The 17065-nt window shown below is 68.1% G+C and carries 20 protein-coding genes; 6 read left to right on the top strand and 14 right to left on the bottom strand.

Annotated features, from left to right (window positions below):
• Nucleotides 1-37 precede the first annotated feature (37 nt).
• Complete coding sequence (locus GNX95_RS23900) at nucleotides 38-730, bottom strand: TetR/AcrR family transcriptional regulator (RefSeq protein WP_163509613.1); 693 nt, start codon at nucleotides 728-730, stop codon at nucleotides 38-40.
• Nucleotides 731-855: 125 nt separating this feature from the next.
• Between GNX95_RS23900 and GNX95_RS23895 the strand changes: the two genes are divergently transcribed.
• The gene (locus GNX95_RS23895; RefSeq protein WP_163509612.1) at nucleotides 856-1311 is read left to right on the top strand and encodes a nitroreductase family deazaflavin-dependent oxidoreductase; all 456 of its coding nucleotides are present in this window, start codon (nucleotides 856-858) and stop codon (nucleotides 1309-1311) included.
• Here the strand turns inward: GNX95_RS23895 and GNX95_RS23890 are convergent.
• Nucleotides 1301-1717 carry a hypothetical protein gene (locus GNX95_RS23890; RefSeq protein ID WP_163509611.1) on the bottom strand — a complete coding sequence of 139 codons (417 nt, stop codon included), beginning with the start codon at nucleotides 1715-1717 and terminating at the stop codon, nucleotides 1301-1303. The genes GNX95_RS23895 and GNX95_RS23890 overlap by 11 nt on opposite strands.
• A gap of 47 nt (nucleotides 1718-1764) precedes the next feature.
• Between GNX95_RS23890 and GNX95_RS23885 the strand changes: the two genes are divergently transcribed.
• The 4 genes from GNX95_RS23885 (at nucleotide 1765) to GNX95_RS23870 (ending at nucleotide 4918) form a co-directional block, all read left to right on the top strand.
• Nucleotides 1765-2085 (top strand): VOC family protein, encoded by a 321-nt coding sequence (locus GNX95_RS23885; protein ID WP_163509610.1) that lies wholly within the window; start codon nucleotides 1765-1767, stop codon nucleotides 2083-2085.
• Between the two features lie 290 nt (nucleotides 2086-2375).
• Nucleotides 2376-3689, top strand: coding sequence for an NAD(P)/FAD-dependent oxidoreductase (locus GNX95_RS23880; RefSeq protein WP_163509609.1), 1314 nt, complete (start codon nucleotides 2376-2378; stop codon nucleotides 3687-3689).
• Nucleotides 3690-3737: 48 nt separating this feature from the next.
• Nucleotides 3738-4214, top strand: coding sequence for a methylated-DNA--[protein]-cysteine S-methyltransferase (locus GNX95_RS23875; RefSeq protein WP_163509608.1), 477 nt, complete (start codon nucleotides 3738-3740; stop codon nucleotides 4212-4214).
• On the top strand, nucleotides 4211-4918 hold the full coding sequence (locus GNX95_RS23870; protein ID WP_163509607.1) for a 2OG-Fe(II) oxygenase: 708 nt from the start codon (nucleotides 4211-4213) through the stop codon (nucleotides 4916-4918). Before GNX95_RS23875 ends, GNX95_RS23870 begins: the two co-directional genes overlap by 4 nt.
• Nucleotides 4919-4930: 12 nt before the next feature.
• On the opposite strand, the gene GNX95_RS23865 is transcribed toward GNX95_RS23870, so the two are convergent.
• From GNX95_RS23865 to tuf, 4 genes are all read right to left on the bottom strand, one after another.
• A complete protein-coding gene (locus GNX95_RS23865; protein ID WP_163509606.1) occupies nucleotides 4931-5296 on the bottom strand; it encodes a Uma2 family endonuclease in 366 nt (121 codons plus the stop codon).
• Nucleotides 5297-5300: 4 nt separating this feature from the next.
• Nucleotides 5301-5450 carry a hypothetical protein gene (locus tag GNX95_RS23860; protein ID WP_163509605.1) on the bottom strand — a complete coding sequence of 50 codons (150 nt, stop codon included), beginning with the start codon at nucleotides 5448-5450 and terminating at the stop codon, nucleotides 5301-5303.
• Nucleotides 5451-5523: 73 nt separating this feature from the next.
• Entirely contained in the window at nucleotides 5524-6039 is a 516-nt protein-coding gene (locus GNX95_RS23855; RefSeq protein ID WP_163509604.1) for a mycothiol transferase, read from the bottom strand.
• 63 nt (nucleotides 6040-6102) lie between these two features.
• Entirely contained in the window at nucleotides 6103-7284 is a 1182-nt protein-coding gene (tuf, locus tag GNX95_RS23850) for an elongation factor Tu (RefSeq protein WP_163509603.1), read from the bottom strand.
• 434 nt (nucleotides 7285-7718) lie between these two features.
• On the opposite strand from tuf, the gene GNX95_RS23845 reads away from it, so the two are divergent.
• The gene (locus tag GNX95_RS23845) at nucleotides 7719-8897 is read left to right on the top strand and encodes a glycoside hydrolase family 64 protein (protein ID WP_163509602.1); all 1179 of its coding nucleotides are present in this window, start codon (nucleotides 7719-7721) and stop codon (nucleotides 8895-8897) included.
• On the opposite strand, the gene GNX95_RS23840 is transcribed toward GNX95_RS23845, so the two are convergent.
• The 8 genes from GNX95_RS23840 to GNX95_RS23805 form a co-directional block, all read right to left on the bottom strand.
• Nucleotides 8890-9093 carry a hypothetical protein gene (locus tag GNX95_RS23840; protein WP_163509601.1) on the bottom strand — a complete coding sequence of 68 codons (204 nt, stop codon included), beginning with the start codon at nucleotides 9091-9093 and terminating at the stop codon, nucleotides 8890-8892. The genes GNX95_RS23845 and GNX95_RS23840 overlap by 8 nt on opposite strands.
• Before the next feature lie 717 nt (nucleotides 9094-9810).
• A complete protein-coding gene (locus tag GNX95_RS23835) occupies nucleotides 9811-12297 on the bottom strand; it encodes a DNA gyrase/topoisomerase IV subunit A (RefSeq protein ID WP_163509600.1) in 2487 nt (828 codons plus the stop codon).
• 32 nt (nucleotides 12298-12329) lie between these two features.
• Nucleotides 12330-14387, bottom strand: coding sequence for a DNA gyrase/topoisomerase IV subunit B (locus GNX95_RS23830; RefSeq protein ID WP_163509599.1), 2058 nt, complete (start codon nucleotides 14385-14387; stop codon nucleotides 12330-12332).
• Nucleotides 14388-14588: 201 nt separating this feature from the next.
• On the bottom strand, nucleotides 14589-14882 hold the full coding sequence (locus GNX95_RS23825; RefSeq protein ID WP_163509598.1) for a YbaB/EbfC family nucleoid-associated protein: 294 nt from the start codon (nucleotides 14880-14882) through the stop codon (nucleotides 14589-14591).
• Complete coding sequence (locus GNX95_RS23820; protein ID WP_163509597.1) at nucleotides 14872-15156, bottom strand: SAV_915 family protein; 285 nt, start codon at nucleotides 15154-15156, stop codon at nucleotides 14872-14874. Before GNX95_RS23820 ends, GNX95_RS23825 begins: the two co-directional genes overlap by 11 nt.
• On the bottom strand, nucleotides 15143-16177 hold the full coding sequence (locus tag GNX95_RS23815; RefSeq protein ID WP_163509596.1) for a WXG100-like domain-containing protein: 1035 nt from the start codon (nucleotides 16175-16177) through the stop codon (nucleotides 15143-15145). Before GNX95_RS23815 ends, GNX95_RS23820 begins: the two co-directional genes overlap by 14 nt.
• A complete protein-coding gene (locus GNX95_RS23810; RefSeq protein ID WP_163509595.1) occupies nucleotides 16177-16503 on the bottom strand; it encodes a hypothetical protein in 327 nt (108 codons plus the stop codon). The genes GNX95_RS23815 and GNX95_RS23810 overlap by 1 nt, the downstream gene beginning before the upstream one ends.
• Nucleotides 16504-16508: 5 nt before the next feature.
• Nucleotides 16509-16850 (bottom strand): YbaB/EbfC family nucleoid-associated protein, encoded by a 342-nt coding sequence (locus GNX95_RS23805; RefSeq protein WP_163509594.1) that lies wholly within the window; start codon nucleotides 16848-16850, stop codon nucleotides 16509-16511.
• Between the last annotated feature and the right edge of the window lie 215 nt (nucleotides 16851-17065).

The following is a 17065-nucleotide window of genomic DNA, read 5'->3' as shown; positions in this document are numbered from 1 at the left end:
TCCATCTTCGCCGCCGGACGCTTCGGCGCGCGCCGAACTATCCAGGCAGACCGAGAAAGCCGGCCAGCTCACCGATCGCGTACTCGAAGAACTCGTCGGCCGGGTCCACGCTGCCGACGTACTGGCCGGTCAGCTCGAAGCTGATCAGGCCGAAAAGCTGCGTCCACACCAGCACCGCGCGCGCCAGCACACCATGCGGCAGCTCCGGTCCGACCGAGGCGGCCAGCGCCTGGATCTGCCGGCTCAATCCCGGCGACAGCGGCGGTGCGGTCACCGGCGTCAACTCGCCGGCCGCGGCGGCCTCGCGCACGATGCCGAGCAGCACCAACGCCACGCGTGCCGCCGGTCCGACGGTGTCCTGCGGTGCCACGTATCCGGGGATCGTCGCGCCATAGATCAGCAGATACTCACGCGGATGCGCGCGAGCCCACGCGCGTACGCCGTGACAGGCTCCGCGCCACCGGCCGACCAGGTCCGCCGACCCGGCCGCTCCGGTCTCGGCGGCGTCGCCGATCGCGTTGTACGCGTCGATGATCAACGCCGTCAGCAGCTCGTCCTTGCTGGGGAAATAACGGTAGAGCGCGGACGACACCAGGCCCAGCTCGCGAGCCACACCGCGCAGCGACAGCCGCTCGGCTCCCTCGGCGGCGAGCTGTCGCCGGGCCTCCTCCTTGATCTCGCGCGTGAGCTCCGTACGCGCGCGTTCGCGTGCTGTCTGGCTGGCGTTCATGCGGCCAGTGTGCCATCCGTCAGAGCGCTGCACAAATTCGAGAGCAGCGCTCTTGACAGTCGTACGATCCGGTAGTTCACTGATCTCAGACGAGAGCACTGCTCTCCCAAACCGAGGAGATCGAGATGAACGACACCGCACCTCGCTATCTGGCACCCAAGTCCCGGGACCTGATGTTCCACCGGGTGCTGAGCACGCTGATCAAGGCTGGCATCACCATGCGCGGCATGCGCCTGCTGTCGGTACGCGGCCGCAAGAGTGGCGAGCCGCGGTCGGCCGTGGTCGGTCCGCTGGAGGTCGACGGGCAGCTCTATCTGGTCGCGCCGCGCGGCAACACACAGTGGGCCCGCAACCTGCGCGCGGCCGGCGAGGGCCAACTGCGACTCGGCCGGCGTGTCGAGCACTTCACCGCCACCGAGGTCGCCGACGCGGACAAGCCGCCGGTCCTGCGGCCGTATCTGAAGGTCTGGAAGGAGGACATCGGCGTCTTCTTCGACGGCGTCGACGACAACGCGCCGGAGGCGAAGCTGCTGGAGATCGCCGCCAACCATCCGGTCTTCCGGCTGCGGGTCACGAGCTGACGTGCCGAAACCGCTGGTGCGCCGACTGCCGGGTGACACCGAGGGCGTTGCCGATTTCCGACCACGACGAGCCCATGGCGCGAGCGTTGGTCACCGCCTTCTCCAGCAGCGGCCGCTGCCACCGTTCGACCTCAGCCAGCACGCCGAGCGCCTGCAGCGGCCAGGTCACCGACAGCTCGTCCACGTTGTCGCGTAGGCCGTCCGACCGGTTCAGCAGCCAGCCCGGCGGCGCCGCGGCGAGCATCGGCACCAGGTGGCGCGACCAGTCGACCTCCGCGGACATCCGGCCGTACTCGTCGGCCGGATGGTCCGCCTCCGCCAGCCAGCCACACGAACAGGCCGCTCGGCAGGTGCCGGCCACGGTGTCCACACGGCCCTCATGTCCCGGTACGTCGTCGAAGCGCATACCTGTCAGGATATCCTGACGGCAGTCGTCAGGGTACCCTGACAGTCGTGGAACGCTCCTCCGTCACCATCGTCGTCGTGCCGCCGGCGCAACTGCCCGCCGCGATCGACTACTACCGGCACGCCTTCGACATGGACCTGTCCGAGGCGAGCGAGCAGTCGGCTCGGCTCACCGGAGCCGGCTTCACCATCTGGCTGCACGCCGGCGAGCCTGGTGGATTCGCCGTCCAGGAGTTCACCGCTCGAGACGCAGATCCGATCGGCCGCCTGCGCGCTCTCGGCTGTACGCCGCTGCCGATCGGCGACGGCTCCGACGCCGCGGTCCTCCGAGATCCGTACGGCCTGATCTTCCACGTGCGCCAGTCTTGAGTTTGAGCCTCTGGGTTGGTGACTGGTTCCGCGCCACTGGACGCCCGACGGCTGGGTCCCCCGGCTGGCCTACCCGGCTCCCAGAGCTGCCCATCCGGGTCATCGTCCGGTGGCGCAGCGACCGGGCGATGTCCTTCCAGCCAGCGCACCAAACCCCACCCGACCCCGACCAGGCCGCCACATCTGACACGTCAACGAGTCGATGGAGTCAGGTCAGGTGCATCGCGTCGGGTTTGCGGGCCGGTCCAGCAGGCAATTGAATGGGAATCTCCACGGAAGGGCGATCCGACATGACAGCCAGCCGACAGCGTGTCGTGGTGATCGGCGCCGGGTTCGCCGGCTTCCACTGCCTGCGTACGCTCGAACGCCTGGTGCCGACCGGCGAGGTCGAGCTGGTGCTGATCAACCCCAACGACTACATGCTCTACATCCCGCTGCTGCCGGAGGTGGCCGGCGCCACGCTGGACCCGCGGCAGGTGGCCGTGCCGCTCGGACCCAAGCTGCGCAAGACAAAAATGGTCCTGGCCACCGTGACCGGCGTCGACCTGGCCGGCAAGAAGGTCAGGGTCGTCGACGACGAAGGCCGGGCGCGGGACATCGACTACGACCGGCTGGCGATCACCTCCGGCAGCGTCACGCGGCTGCTGTCGATCCCCGGCGTCGCCGAATACGCGAAGGGTTTCAAGTCGATCGCCGAGGCGATCTATCTGCGCGACCACATCCTGCGCCAGCTGGAGTATGCCGAGCAGGCCGACTCCGAGCAGGAGCGCCAGGAACGGATGACGTTCGTGGTGGTCGGCGCCGGCTACACCGGCACCGAGCTGGCCGCGCAGGGTCACGCGCTGAGCGTCGAGGCGGTCCGGTCGCGGCGCATGAACACCGGCAAACTGCGCTGGATCCTGGTCGATCTGGCCCCGCGCGTGCTGCCCAACCTGTCCGAGCGGCTGTCCGGTCCGGCCCGGAAGGTGCTGGAGAAACGCGGCATCGACGTACGCCTGGAGACCAGCGTCGAAAAAGTCACACCGACGAGCGTGAAACTCACCGATGGCAGCGAAATCGCGACGCGTACGGTCGCCTGGTGCGTCGGCGTACGGCCGGATCCGCTGGTCGAGCCGCTCGGCCTGCCGACCACGAAAGGCCGGCTGAACACCGACGAGTTCATGGCCGTGCCGGACTGTCCCGGCGTCTACTCCGCCGGCGATGTCGCCGCCGTGCCGGACCTGACCCGGCCGGGCGAGATCTGCGCGATGACCGCGCAACACGCACAGCGACAAGGCGTGGCGTTGGCGAAGAACATCGCCGCCGACCTCGGTTTCGGAAAACGCAAGGCCTATCGGCACGACGACCTCGGCTTCGTCGTGGACCTGGCCGGAATGCAGGCGGTCGCCGATCCGCTGCACATTCCGCTGAGCGGTTTTCCGGCCAAGGTCGTGGCGCGCGGCTATCACCTGCTCGCGCTGCCGGCGAACCGGTTGCGGGTCGGCACGACCTGGTTCACCGACCTGCTGACCAAGCGTCAGCTGGTGCATTTCGGGGTCGTACCAGAAGCCGGCGTACGCTTGGAGGACGCCGACAAGGCACCGGAGCCGAACCCTCAGGCCTAGGTCCGATTTCCGCCAGCCATTGCTGACCTCGCGTCCCAGAATAGAAACATGATTACGTACACGAGGATCGACAGCCCGGTCGGCGAGCTGGTGCTCACCGCGGTCGATGGCAAGCTGGCGTCGGTGTCGATGTCCGGCACAGTCGACCCCGACTGGCAGTTGGCCGCCTTCGACAAGGAAAAGCAGCAGCTCGCGGAGTATTTCGCCGGCACACGTACGGTTTTCGAGCTGGAGCTGGCCACCGCCGGCACCGACTTCCAGCGGCGCGTGTGGGACGAGATCGACAGGATTCCTTACGGCAAAACGATTTCCTACGGCGACCTGACCGACCGGCTTGGGCTGCCACGCGAGCGGGTCCGCGCGGTGGCGGCGGCGATCGGTGCCAATCCGCTGCTGGTCGTACGCCCATGTCACCGGGTCATCGGTGCGGACGGGTCACTCACCGGATATGCCGGCGGGCTGGACCGCAAGGAGTTCCTGTTGACCCACGAAGGCGTGCTGCAGCCGCAGCTGGAGCTGTCATGAGCGTGGTTCAGCGTATCGACAAGGCCGACTGGGACGGCATCGTCGAGGAGCTGGACGCGTATGGTTGTGCGCCGGTCGGCCAGGTGCTGACCGGCGCGCAGTGCGCGCGTATTTCGGCTCTGTATGACAAGCCCGCGTTGTTCCGGTCGACGATCGACATGGAACGCTATCGGTTCGGCGCCGGCCAGTACCGATATTTCGACTATCCGCTGCCCGACCTGGTGTCCGAGCTGCGGCAGGCTTTCTATCCGCACCTGCTGCCGATCGCCCGCGACTGGGCCGAAAAGCTCGGCAAGCCGGCGCCGTGGCCGGACGACCTGACCAAGTGGCTGGAGATGTGCCACGCCGCCGGCCAGTCCAAGTCGACGCCGATCCTGTTGCGTTACAAGAAAAACGACTGGAACGCGCTGCACCGCGACCTCTACGGCGACCTGGTTTTCCCGCTGCAGGTGGTGATCGGCCTGGACCGCCCCGGCATCGACCACACCGGCGGCGAGTTTTTGCTGGTGGAGCAACGACCGCGGGCGCAGTCGCGCGCCACCGCCACGGTGTTGCGGCAGGGCCACGCGCTGATCTTCACCACCCGCGACCGGCCGGTGGCCTCGGCGCGCGGCTGGTCGACCGGGCCGGTGCGGCACGGCGTCAGCGTCGTACGCTCCGGCATCCGGCACACACTCGGCCTGGTCTTCCACGACGCCGCCTGACCGCGGCGCGGCTCACCTCAGCCGAGGCAGCACCAGGTCGTCGGCCGCGAAGCTGACCGGCCACGGCTCGTCGAGCTCGATCCGCTCGCCGCGGCCGGCCTTGGCGATCGGGACGTACGCGCCGTCCTCAAGGCGGAAGCAGTGCACGGTGTAGTCGCGGTCGACCCGCCAATACCACTGGATGCCGCACTCGGCGTAAATGGCGGGCTTGGCCGTGCGGTCCATGGTGACCGACGACCGCGACGCGACCTCCACCGCGAGCAGCACGCCGGTCGCGTCGTAACCATTGTCATGGAAGTCGGTCTCATCGCGGACGGCAACTCCATGCAAGACGTAGACATCGCCCGGCCGACGCGCCTTGAGAGCGTCGCCGACCACGTCTTCAGTCCACTGGTGCGTGTGGGGAGCGAGGTGGAACCACGTAGATCACCCCGTCGTGCAGCTCACGGCCAAGCCCGTCCTCAGGCTCGTTGGACAGATCGGCCGCGGTGTGCCCGTCGATAGTGAAAGGGTCCATCTCGATATCCGTCATCGTCATCAGTCTGCTCCAATCGGCGCGATCACTCACACCGTACGAAGAGCGTCCGACAGAACCGCGCCGGTCGTCAACCGCCCGTGCGGCCGAGGACTCCGCGCAGGAAGGCGGCCTGGCCGGCGTGTTCGATGTCATCCTCGAAGACGCTGACCAGCCGTACGCCGAGGGTCACCGGCGGGTCCCAGTTGGTGTCCACGACGCGGTCGAGGTCGGCATCGGTCAGGCCGCCGACATAGCGGGTCGTCTGCTCGTGTACGGCGTCGTAATAGCCGGTCAGCAGGTCGCCGGAGCTGACCGTCACCGCCGCCACGTCGGCCGACCCGTGGCCATAGCCGGTCTCGGCCGCGTCGAACGGCAGGCCGAACCGGTCCTTCCAGCCTTTCGCCGTCCACACCTGCTCGACGCCGGCGACCTCGCTGACATGGTCGTCCTGCACGCGCGTGAGGTGCCACACCAGCCAGGCGATCGAGTTGGCGTCAGGGTCGATGCGGTGGTGCAGGTCGGCCGGCTTCAGGCCGTCGACCGAGCGGTGTACGGCCTCATGCACGCGTCCGAACGCGTCGAGCAGCAGCTCCGCGGTGTTCATGGCGTTCCTCCAAACAGGGCGGCGGCGGTCGCAATCGGCATCCGATCGCAACCGCCGCCTGGGTCAGTCGAGCACAGCCTCGACCGTACCCGCGGCCACCGTCAGTCCGCCTTCCCGGACCGCGAAGCCCAACCGCTCGTCGAGCGCGACCGGCTGCACCAACTCGACCACGACCCGCGCCGAGTCGCCGGGCAGCACCATCCCGTCGAAGTCCATGACCCCGGACACGTCACCGGTCCGGAAGTGGAACTGCGGCTGATAGCCGGAGAAGAACGGCTTGCGCCGCCCACCCTCGGCCGCCGACAGCGCGTACAGCTGCGCGCGGAAGCGCTGGTGCGGCCGTACGCTGCCAGGCAGCGCGACGACCTGACCGCGGCGCACCTGATCACGCTTGACACCGCGCAGCAGCAGCGCCGCGTTGTCACCGGCCTGGACCTGCTCCAGCGACTTGCCGAAGGTCTCCATGCCGGCGACCACGGTGGCCACCGTCTCTCCCAACCCGACGACCTCGACCGGCTGACCGATGCGCAGCTCGCCGCGCTCGACCGCGCCGGTCACGACCGTGCCGCGACCGGTGATCGTCAGGACGTTCTCGATCGGCATCAGGAACGGCTCGTCGAGCCGGCGCGGCGGCTCCGGCACGTACGTGTCGACGGCCTCCAGCAGTTCCACGATGCTCCGGGTCCACACCGGGTCGCCCTCCAGCGCGCGCAGGCCCGACACGCGTACGACCGGCACCTCGTCGCCGGCGAAACCGTACGCGCTGAGCAGGTCGCGCACCTCCAGCTCGACCAGATCGAGCAGCTCCGGGTCGTCGACCGCGTCGGCCTTGTTGAGCGCGACGACCAGGTGCGGCACGCCGATCCGGCGGGCCAGCACGACATGCTCGCGGGTCTGCGGCATGCTGCCCTCCTGCGCCGAGACGACCAGGATCGCGCCGTCCAGCTGAGCCGCGCCGGTGATCATGTTCTTCACGTAGTCGGCGTGGCCGGGCATGTCGACGTGCGCGTAATGCCGCGTCGGCGTCTCGTACTCGACGTGCGCGATGGTGATCGTGATGCCGCGCGCCAGCTCCTCCGGCGCCCGGTCGATCCCGTCGAAGGCGACGAACTTCGTCGTCGAGCCGTCCTGCTCGGAGAGCACCTTGGTGATCGCCGCCGTCAGCGTGGTCTTGCCGTGGTCGACGTGTCCCATGGTGCCGATGTTCAGATGTGGTTTGGTCCGTACGAACTGCTGCTTGCTCATGACGTCCTCGAAAACTGGCGACCGGTTGGCTGCCGGCCGCTGCTGGTGGCGAGGAAACGAGGACACGCCCGGTTGCCATCCGAGACGATGTCCAGAACCGTTGCAGACAAAGGAAATCTGCCGGAGACGACCCTCCTCCGGTGGTCCTCCGCGACGGAGGAGGGTCAGATTCGAGCGCCGTCCAACAACGCGTCGACTGCGGCCTGTCCTTGAACCCGCGCAGCCTCGACCGCACCAGACAGGCTGACGCCTGCCGGCACACCGGTGACGACCGTCGCGAACATGATCACGAGTTTGCCAGCCGTACGGCCGGACCGCCAGGAGTTTTCGCGGCACCCTTTTTCACGGCTTTACTCAAGCATTGACACGAGATGTCCCACCGGGTACGTTCCCGGGAACGTTGCCAGCTTCCCTCCCCTGCACCGGAGGTCGTGATGGACAGACGTAAGCTGCTGGCCGCCGCCTGCGCGATGGCGCTGGCGATCGGCTTGGCACCGGCCGCGGCCGCCAGCGCCGTCCCGGCCACGATCCCGCTGACGATCACCAACAACTCCGGCCGGTCGGATCCGGTTTTCCTTTACGATCTCGGCACATTCCTCGCCACCGGCCAACAGGGCTGGGCCGACGCGGGCGGCAACTTCCACGCCTGGCCGCCCGGCGGCGCGCCGCCGGTGCCGGCTCCGGACGCATCGATCCCCGGACCTGCCAACGGCCAGTCGGTCACCATCCAGATCCCCAAGTTTTCCGGCCGGTTGTATTTCTCGTACGGCCGCAAGCTCGTCTTCCAGTTGGCGACCGGCGGCCTCGTGCAGCCGGCGGTGCAGAACCCGAGCGACCCCAACCACGACATCCTGTTCAACTGGTCGGAATACACGCTCGACGACTCCGGTCTCTACATCAACAGCACGCAGGTCGACATGTTCTCCGCGCCGTACGCGGTCGGGGTGCGGCTCGCCGACGGCTCCACGAAAACCACCGGACACCTGAGATCCGGCGGATACAACGCCGTGCTGTCCGGCCTGCGCAACCAGGCAGGCGGCTGGGGAAACCTGATCCAGACCGACTCCGGCGGCAACGTCATCCGCGCTCTGTCGCCAGGACACGGCATCGAGACCGGCGCGATCTCCAACGGCTATCTGGACGACTACATCAACCGCGTCTGGACCAAATACAGCACGTCGACGCTGACCGTGACCCCGTTCGCGGATCAGCCGAACACGCGCTATTTCGGCAAAGTTTCCGGCAATATCATGAACTTCACCAACAGCTCCGGGGCGGTCGTCACCAGCTTCCAGAAACCCGACTCGGACAGCGTTTTCGGCTGCTACAAGCTGTTGGACGCGCCAAACGACCAGGTGCGCGGACCGATCTCGCGTACGCTGTGCGCCGGTTTCAACCGGTCGACGCTGCTGGCCAACGCCAACCAGCCGGACACCAACCCGGCCGACTTCTATCAGGAGTCACTGACCAACCACTACGCCAGGCTCATCCACGCGCAGATGGTCGACGGCAAGGCGTACGGTTTCGCCTTCGACGATGTCGGAAACTTCGAATCATTGGTGCACGACGGAAATCCGCAACAGGCGTCGGTCACGCTGGACCCGTTCAGCTGACGCGGCGGATGGTCGCCGCGACGACCAGCGCGGCGACCGTGCTGATCGCGGCCCCGAGGACGGCGGCGTGCGCGAATCCGGCGACGAAGCCGACGCGTACGCCGGTCGCGACCGCCTGGCCGGCGAAACCCGGCGCGCTGGCCGCGATCACCGAGCCGGAAACCGCCGCGCCGAGCGTCCCGGACAGCATCAACACCGTCTGCTCCGGGCAGCTGCCGTGGCGCCGAGCCGACCACCAGATCGGTCGCGGCCGGCATGACCAGGCTGATCCCCAGCCTCATCGACAGCAGGAAGACGACGAGGACGACGAAAAGCGTTTCCACGCCGAAACGCGACACCGCCCTGGCCGGCCGCGAGCAGCAGGAGACCGCTGGCGATCGGGTTGGGATGTTCCTTTGTTGCGTTAGGTGGTTGCGGGGTTCTGGATGTTGCGTTGGGTGGGTGGGTGGCGGGTTTCTGTTTGGTGCGTTGGGGGGTGGTTGGGTTTTCTGGTTGTTGCGTGTGTGGGTGGTTGGTTTTTCGCCTGCGCGGCGGGCGCGCCTACGCGGCGAGCGACCTCAAGGGAGGGGGCGCGCGAACGCCAATCTGTGTGCATGGGGGTGCGGGCGGCGGTTTCGTGCGGGGCTGGGTTTTCCGGGCTTGCTCGGTCACGGATGGGAAGCAACCCGTCGGTCTGGACGCCAAACGATCTTCCTGTAGCGCTACATATCCGTCTTGACGGTTTGTGTGTTGGTAGCAGGGCCTCCTTACGTGCGTCTGACGCACGCATGGGGGCCTTGCGAACATTGAGCGGCTGCCAGGGTGGGTGTTACTGGTGTGGCTGACAATGCGGGTGCTGCGACTCAGTGCGTTAATACTTGCTTAACAAGACATGAAACTAGGACATTTAGGCTCCGGCGGCGGGTGGCCCGGGCTAGCCGCGTTCGATGAGGTGGCCGACGACCTCGGGGCCGGGGTGCCAGGAGCCGGAGCCGTCGCGGCGGGGGTTGGGCTCGGGCAGCTCGATCGGGTCGCCCTTGAGGCTGGAGCCGGCCGGGCGCGGACCGATCCAGCCGACCACCAGGCCGTGCTCGCCTTTCAGGAACCGGTGCGAGCGTACGCCACCAGTGGCGCGGCCTTTTGCCGGATACTCGGCGAAAGGGGTCACCTTGACGCTGGTGCCGGTGGCGGTGATGACCATCGGCTCGCCGTGCTCGGTGTCGTCGGTGCGCAGGGCGCCGAAGAAGACCACGTGCGCGCCGGCGGCCAGGTTGATGCCGGCCATGCCGCCGCCTTTGAGTCCCTGTGGGCGTACGAGCGAGGCGGCATAGCGCAGCAGCGACGCGTCGCTGGCCAGGAAGGCGAGCGTCTCGTCGCCGTCGGTCAGCCAGGTCGCGCCGACCACCTCGTCGCCGTCCTTGAGGCCGATCACCTCGAACTCGTCGGAGCGCACCGGCCAGTCCGGAGCGCACACCTTGACCACGCCGTGCCGCGTGCCCATCGCCAGACCGGGCGAGTTTCCGTTGTCCTCAGCCAACGGCGCGATGCCGACGACGTTTTCGCCCTTCTCCAGGCTGATCAGCTCGCGCACCGGCATGCCGCCGCGAAGTGATACGACACCGTCCTGCTCCGGCAGCACCGGCAGCGGCAACACGTCGGTCTTGAACGCGCGGCCGCGGCTGGTGACGATCAGGATCTGTCCGCGAGCGGTGGAATGGACGACCGCGGCGACCGCGTCGTGTTTGGTGCGGCCGCTGCGCCGCTTGGCCTCGGCGACCTCCTCGGACTCGGCGGCCGTACGCGCCAGCAGCCCGGTCGCGGACAGGATCACCTGGCACGGGTCGTCGGCGATCTCCAGCGGACCGGCCGGCTTGGACGCGGCCAGCACCTCCTTGAGGTCGCCGTCCATCAGGGTGGTCCGCCGCTCGGTCGGGAAGTCCTTGGCGACCTTGGCCAGCTCGCTGGACACCAGCTTCTTCAGGACCGAGTCGTCCTCCAGGATCTGGGTCAGCTCGGCGATCTCCTCGTGCAGCTTGTCCTGCTCGGCCTCCAGCTCCAGCTTGTCGTACTTGGTCAGCCGGCGCAGCGGCGTGTCCAGGATGTACGTCGCCTGGATCTCGGACAGCCTGAACTGCTTCATCAGGCCTTCCTTGGCGGCCTGCGCGTTGTCGCTGTTGCGGATCAGCCGGATGACCTTGTCGATGTCCAGCAGCGCCTTGAGCAGGCCCTCGACCAGATGCAGCCGCTCCTCGCGCTTGCGCTTGCGATAGGCCGTACGCCTGGTCACCACCTCGTAGCGGTGGTTGAGGAAGACCTCCAGCAGCGGTTTGAGACCGAGCGTCTGCGGCTGTCCGTCGACCAGTACCAGGTTGTTGATGCCGAACGACTGCTCCATCGGCGTCAGGCGGTAAAGGTCGGCGAGCAGAGCCTGCGGGTTGATGCCGGCCTTGCACTCGATCACCAGCCGCGTGCCGTTTTCCCGGTCGGTGAGGTCCTTGACGTCGGCGATGCCGGTCAGCCGCTTGGATTTGGTGACCTCGTCGGTGATCCGCTCGATGATCTTCTCCGGCCCGACACCGTACGGCAGCTCCGTCACGGTGATCGCCTGCCGGCCGCGGCTGCCTTCCAGCGGACCGGTCTGCACGCGCGCACGCATCCGTACGACACCACGGCCCGTCTCGTATGCCTTGCGGACCTCGTCCAGGCCGAGCAAAATCCCGCCGGTCGGCAGGTCGGGACCCGGTACGAACTCCATCAGCTTGTCGAGCGTGGCGGTCGGATGGGTGATCAGCCACCGCGCGGCCGCGATCACCTCACCCATGTTGTGCGGGATCATGTTGGTCGCCATCCCGACCGCGATCCCGGACGAGCCGTTGACCAGCAGGTTTGGATAGGCTGCCGGCAACACCATCGGCTGCATGAGCGAGCCGTCGTAGTTGGGGTAAGTGTCGACGGTCTCCTCGCCGAGCTCACCGACCAGCAACATCGCCTCGGCCGACAGCCGGCTCTCGGTGTAACGCGAGGCGGCCGGGCCGTCGTCTGGCGACCCGAAGTTTCCGTGGCCGTCGATGAGCGGGACGTTCAAGGAAAAGTCCTGCGCCAGGCGTACGAGCGCGTCGTAGATCGCCAGGTCGCCGTGCGGATGGTATTTGCCCATCACGTCACCGACGACCCGCGAGCACTTCACGTACGCGTGGCTCGGCCGATAGCCGTTTTCGTTCATGGAGAACAAAATCCGGCGGTGCACCGGCTTGAGACCGTCGCGGGCGTCCGGCAGCGCGCGCGAGTGGATGACCGAGTACGCGTACTCCAGGTAGGAGTCCTCGATCTCGGTCTTCACCGGATTCTCGTAGACGTTCGCGCCGGCGCTGTCGAACGCGGCCGGGTCCACCTTGGTGGTCGGCGCCTTACGGCGAGCCATTATGTCCTACACCCCTCTTTTGTACGCAAAACTCAGATGTCGATGGCTTCGCGGTCGACCCGCGCGGACGACTCGACCAGCCACACCCGGCGCGGCTCGACCTTTTCCCCCATCAGCAGCTCGAGCGCGTTGTCGGCGGCCTCCACGTCGTCGAGCGTGATCCGACGTACGGACCGGGTGGCCGGGTTCATCGTGGTCTCCCACAGCTCCTCGGCGTCCATCTCGCCGAGGCCCTTGAACCGCGGGATCGGCGTGACGACCTGTTTGCCGGCCTTTTCCAGCTGCGCGACCTTCTGCTCCATCTCGCGCTGGGTGAAGGTGAAGAACGTCTCGGCGTTGCGGCCCTTGGTGGTGATCTTGTGCAGCGGCGGCATCGCGGCGAACAGCCGGCCGTCCTCGATCACCGGCCGCATGTAGCGGGCGAAAAGCGTGATCAACAGCGTACGGATGTGCGAGCCGTCGACATCGGCGTCGGCCATCAGGATCACCCGGCCGTAACGCATGGTCGACAGGTCGAACGTGCGGCCGCTGCCGGCGCCGAGCACCTGCACGATCGAGGCGATCTCGACGTTTTTCAGGGTGTCGCCAAGACTTGCCTTCTGTACGTTCAAAATCTTGCCGCGCAGCGGCAGAAGCGCCTGATATTCGGAAACCCGGGCCATCTTGGCCGATCCCATCGCGCTGTCACCCTCGACCAGGAACAGCTCGCTGCGGGAGATGCCGGTGGTGCGGCAGTCGACCAGCTTCGGCGGCATCGACGCGCCTTCCAGCGCGGTCTTGCGCCGCGCCGCGTCCTTCTGCTGCTTCTGCACCAGCCGTACGCGCGAGGCGTCGACCACCTTCTGCAGGACGATTTTGGCTTCGGACTTGGTCTTGCGCGCCTCGGTCCAGGCCTTGATGTGGGTCTCCACCACGCCCTGGACGACCTTGGTGATGCCGGCGGTGGACAGCTCGTCCTTGGTCTGCGAGGTGAACTGCGGCTCCGGGATCCGGACGTGGATGACCGCGGTCATGCCCTCCAGCACGTCGTCCAGCGTCGGCATGTCCTCTTTGGGCTTGAGCAGGCCGCGGGTCTTGGAGATGGCGTCCTGGATCGCCCGCACCGCGGCGCGGTCGAAGCCCTTGCGGTGCGTGCCGCCGTGCATGTTGCGGATCGTGTTGGTGAAGCACTCGACCGTACGCTCGTAGCCGGTCCCCCAGCGCAGCGCCACCTCGACCTCGGCGTGACGCTCCACATTGGACTGCATCACGCCACTCGCGTCGGCGGCGTTTTCCTTGTATGTCCCCTCGCCCTTGATGACCAGCGTGCCGGACACCGGCTTTTCCCCGGCAGGAGACAGAAACTCCACCATGTCGGACAGGCCGTTGGGGAAGTGGAAGGTCTCCTCGGAGATGCTGCCGCCGGTGGCGTCGCGCAGCACGTACGACACACCTGGCACCAGGAAGGCGGTGTTGCGCAGCTTCATCCGCACGGCCTCGACGTCCAGCGCGGCGCCGGCCTCGAAGTAGCGCGCGTCGTACCAGTAGCGGATGGAGGTGCCGGTGGACTCGCCGCGCTTCATCCGGCCGACCACGCTCAGGCCGGACTTCGCGGTGAACTTGGCCTTGGGTCCCGGCCCGTCGAAGCTGCCCGGCGCGCCGTGCTTGAACGACATCTGGTGCACCTTGCCCGCCTGCCGCACCGTGATGTCGAAGCGGTGCGAGAGTGCGTTGACCGCGGACGCGCCGACGCCGTGCAGGCCGCCTGAGGTCTTGTAAGCGGCGCCGCCGAACTTGCCGCCGGCGTGCAACCGGGTCAGCACCAGCTCGACACCGGACAGACCGGACTTGGCGTGCACGCCGGTCGGGATGCCGCGGCCGTCGTCGTCGACCTGCACACTGCCGTCGGCGTGCAACGTGACGACCACCTTGGTGGCGTGGCCGGCGACCCCCTCGTCGGTCGAGTTGTCCACGATCTCGGTGAAAAGGTGGTTGATGCCGCGGCTGTCGGTGGACCCGATGTACATGCCGGGTCGCTTGCGGACCGCTTCCAGACCTTCCAGATGGGTCAGGTCATCGGCCCCATAGAGGATCTCGGCGGCGGCAGTCACAGGGTCGTTCTCCCAGGTCAACAGGTGTGTAGCGGCGGCTGGCCGGCCGGCGGCGAACAGTCGCGAGGCAGCGGGCCAGCACCCACGAGGGTAGCCGGACGCACCGACAACTCCGCGCATCTGGACCGTGTTTCCCCGCACTGCGCCGGCCACCGACACCGTACGCCTCAGCCGCGAGGCGCTGACCTGGGTGTACGTAGCTCAGTGGGAAGGGAAGGTTTCGGTGCAGATCCTGGCGATCTCGCGGTCGGCGGCCTGCTGCGCGGTGCGTACGGTCGCGGCGATCTCGGCGGCCAGCCTGGCCGAGTCCGGCTGCCGGAAGACCCGGTCGTCGACCTCCAGGCCGATCAGGTCGCCGCGACCGCCGACACGTGCGCGGATCCGGCCGTCCGGCGAGTCCGCGACGGTCTCGACGCGGTCGACGCCGTCGCGGATCGCACGTACGTTCTCGGCCAGCCGGCGCAGCCGTGCGACGCGGTGCGGATCATCGAGCATCGTCGGCCTCCTCGGCTGGCGGAAGGTCGAGCGCGACCACGTCGAAGTGCTGGCTGTCGTGCAGCGCTTCCAGGCCGGCGCTCGGCAACGCGAGCCACGGATGGCCGTCACCCCAGGCGGCGTACAGCCGGTCCGCGGTCGAGTACGCCGGCAGCAGCAACTCGCCGTCCGGCAGCCGGTGCAGCAGTGGCCGCGCGTCGGCGACCTCGGCGACGTGCTCCTTGCACGGCAGGTAGACCAGGTCCGGCAGGGCGTCCTCGTCAGTGGGCGACATTCCGCTCTCCCGTCCCGCTGCCACCGAAGCCGCCGAACGTGTCGCCGACGCTGGTCGCACCATCCTCCAGTGCCGTACCGATGTGCGTGGCGCCGTGTTCGAACAGCGAGTTCACCGCGCCGGAGGTGAAGGCTCCGGCGACCAACCCGACACCGGCGCCGACGATCGTGCCGACCGGTCCGCCGATCACCGTGCCGACCGCCGCGCCGGCGCCGACCGAGGCCAGCAGGCCGGCCGTGTTGGCGACGACCGCCTGGCCCACCGGCTTGCCGCTCTTCACGTCCAGCGCGATGGAGGTCGGCAGCATCGCGACGCCGAGCCCGCGGCCGGCCCACTTGAACGCCTTGGCGGCGGTCGCCGCCCCTTCCGGATCCGCCGCCGCCAGCCCCTTGAGCAGCTTGTCCCGCACCATGTTGGGGAGCATCTGCGCCAGGCCCGGCAGCGACCGGATCGCGCCGTCGCGCGCCTTCTTCGCCGCGGCGTCCTGCGCGGCCAGGGTGTTCTTCACCGCCTTGGCCTCTTCGTCGATGACCTTCATGCACTTCTGCGCCGCGATCATGGCGACCTGCGCCTGCGCGCCGGCCGCGCTGACCGGCGCGCCGGGCGCGTCGCCGCCGCCGATGCTGCCCGGCGCGATCATGCCGGCCTTCGCGTACATGTCCTGATAGCTCGCGACGACCGCGTTGACCTGGTTCTTCGCGCTGACCAGGTGTTGCGCGTACGACAGGCCCATGACGTTGAGCTGGCTGATCTGCAGTGCCAGCGCCTTGACCGCCTCGTGATAGCTGTTGACCTTCTCGACGGCCGCGCGTCCGGCACCGTCCCGCCACGCCTGGTCGATGCCGGAGGCCGCGTGCGCCGCCTGGAAGCCGCCTTCGCCGGCCTGGTCGGCCACCTGCTCCCACTGCTTGGCCAGGCCGTTCACCGCGTCCTCGTCGTCGGCCGGCCACACGGCCTCGACGCCGCCGCCCTCACGCACGATCGCGTCCCAGAGCGGACCCTGCGGCGGCGCCATCCCCATCAGTTCACCCCGCCCTGGCGCAGTCCGTCGAAGGTCGTACGTAGCTGCGCGTCGGTCTGGATGTACTGCGTGATCGCGTCATTGCCGGCACTGACCAGCTGGCCGGCGCCGGCGGTCATCGCCTGTTCGACGGCGCCGGCCTCCTGCACGGCCGGCGTGTAGACGCTCATGAACGCCTGTCCCATCGGCCCCTTGCCGACCTGTCCCTGGGACGCACCGATGGCCTGTTGGCCACCGCTCCAGGCCTGCTGGACGGCCTTGGCCGCGTTGGCCACACCGGTCAGCGCCTTGCCGGTGTTCTGTGCGTCGATGTCGGCGCCGTTCACCGCCGTCACCACCTCTCGCCGAGCAGCTCATCGAGTTCGCGCAGCAGCGGGTCGTACGCCAGGTCGACTTCGCGGTCGTCGCGTCCGACCAAGCCGGCCTTCTCGGCCAGCGCACGAGCCTCGCGGTCGACGTCGGCGCATCCGGCGCGTACGGCCTCCAGCACGTCGGCCACCAGGGCGTCGGCGTCGCGTACGCGGAATACGTGTGGATCGATCCGAAGCGACCGCAGGTCATGCCGTACGCCCACCACGGCCGTCACCAGTCCGCTGGCCGACTCGGCTTCGCTCTCCAGCGCGGACAGCGCGCGGTTGAGCCGATGGACCTGGTCCGCCGTCGATTTCGACATCGAGCCACCTCCCCTGCTGCCGACCCAACTTGCCAGCGGTCGGTCACCTCCGCCGCCGGCTGGCAGCAAGGTGCCACGATTTAGCCAGGTGCGCGCGTCGCGACCGCCACCGTACCGGCGCTCAGCCAGAGAATCGCCTGCAGCTCAAGCAAATCTCCGCGGGTCCAGTCGTGTTGACGGAGCCTGGTCCCGCAAAGCACCCCGTGCCCACGCAT

Source organism: Fodinicola acaciae (genome assembly GCF_010993745.1).
Taxonomy (GTDB): Bacteria; Actinomycetota; Actinomycetes; order Mycobacteriales; family HKI-0501; genus Fodinicola; species Fodinicola acaciae.
The sequence above is the reverse complement of the archived record's forward strand: the minus strand, read 5'-3'. Positions and strand labels throughout refer to the sequence as shown.

Coding starts and splice junctions, on each gene's coding strand:
- GNX95_RS23900 (WP_163509613.1), bottom strand. CDS start 730: ATGAACGCCAGCCAGACAGCACGCGAACGCGCGCGTACGGAGCTCACG.
- GNX95_RS23895 (WP_163509612.1), top strand. CDS start 856: ATGAACGACACCGCACCTCGCTATCTGGCACCCAAGTCCCGGGACCTG.
- GNX95_RS23890 (WP_163509611.1), bottom strand. CDS start 1,717: ATGCGCTTCGACGACGTACCGGGACATGAGGGCCGTGTGGACACCGTG.
- GNX95_RS23880 (WP_163509609.1), top strand. CDS start 2,376: ATGACAGCCAGCCGACAGCGTGTCGTGGTGATCGGCGCCGGGTTCGCC.
- GNX95_RS23875 (WP_163509608.1), top strand. CDS start 3,738: ATGATTACGTACACGAGGATCGACAGCCCGGTCGGCGAGCTGGTGCTC.
- GNX95_RS23870 (WP_163509607.1), top strand. CDS start 4,211: ATGAGCGTGGTTCAGCGTATCGACAAGGCCGACTGGGACGGCATCGTC.
- GNX95_RS23860 (WP_163509605.1), bottom strand. CDS start 5,450: ATGACGGATATCGAGATGGACCCTTTCACTATCGACGGGCACACCGCG.
- GNX95_RS23855 (WP_163509604.1), bottom strand. CDS start 6,039: ATGAACACCGCGGAGCTGCTGCTCGACGCGTTCGGACGCGTGCATGAG.
- tuf (WP_163509603.1), bottom strand. CDS start 7,284: ATGAGCAAGCAGCAGTTCGTACGGACCAAACCACATCTGAACATCGGC.
- GNX95_RS23845 (WP_163509602.1), top strand. CDS start 7,719: ATGGACAGACGTAAGCTGCTGGCCGCCGCCTGCGCGATGGCGCTGGCG.
- GNX95_RS23835 (WP_163509600.1), bottom strand. CDS start 12,297: ATGGCTCGCCGTAAGGCGCCGACCACCAAGGTGGACCCGGCCGCGTTC.
- GNX95_RS23825 (WP_163509598.1), bottom strand. CDS start 14,882: ATGCTCGATGATCCGCACCGCGTCGCACGGCTGCGCCGGCTGGCCGAG.
- GNX95_RS23820 (WP_163509597.1), bottom strand. CDS start 15,156: ATGTCGCCCACTGACGAGGACGCCCTGCCGGACCTGGTCTACCTGCCG.
- GNX95_RS23815 (WP_163509596.1), bottom strand. CDS start 16,177: ATGGGGATGGCGCCGCCGCAGGGTCCGCTCTGGGACGCGATCGTGCGT.
- GNX95_RS23805 (WP_163509594.1), bottom strand. CDS start 16,850: ATGTCGAAATCGACGGCGGACCAGGTCCATCGGCTCAACCGCGCGCTG.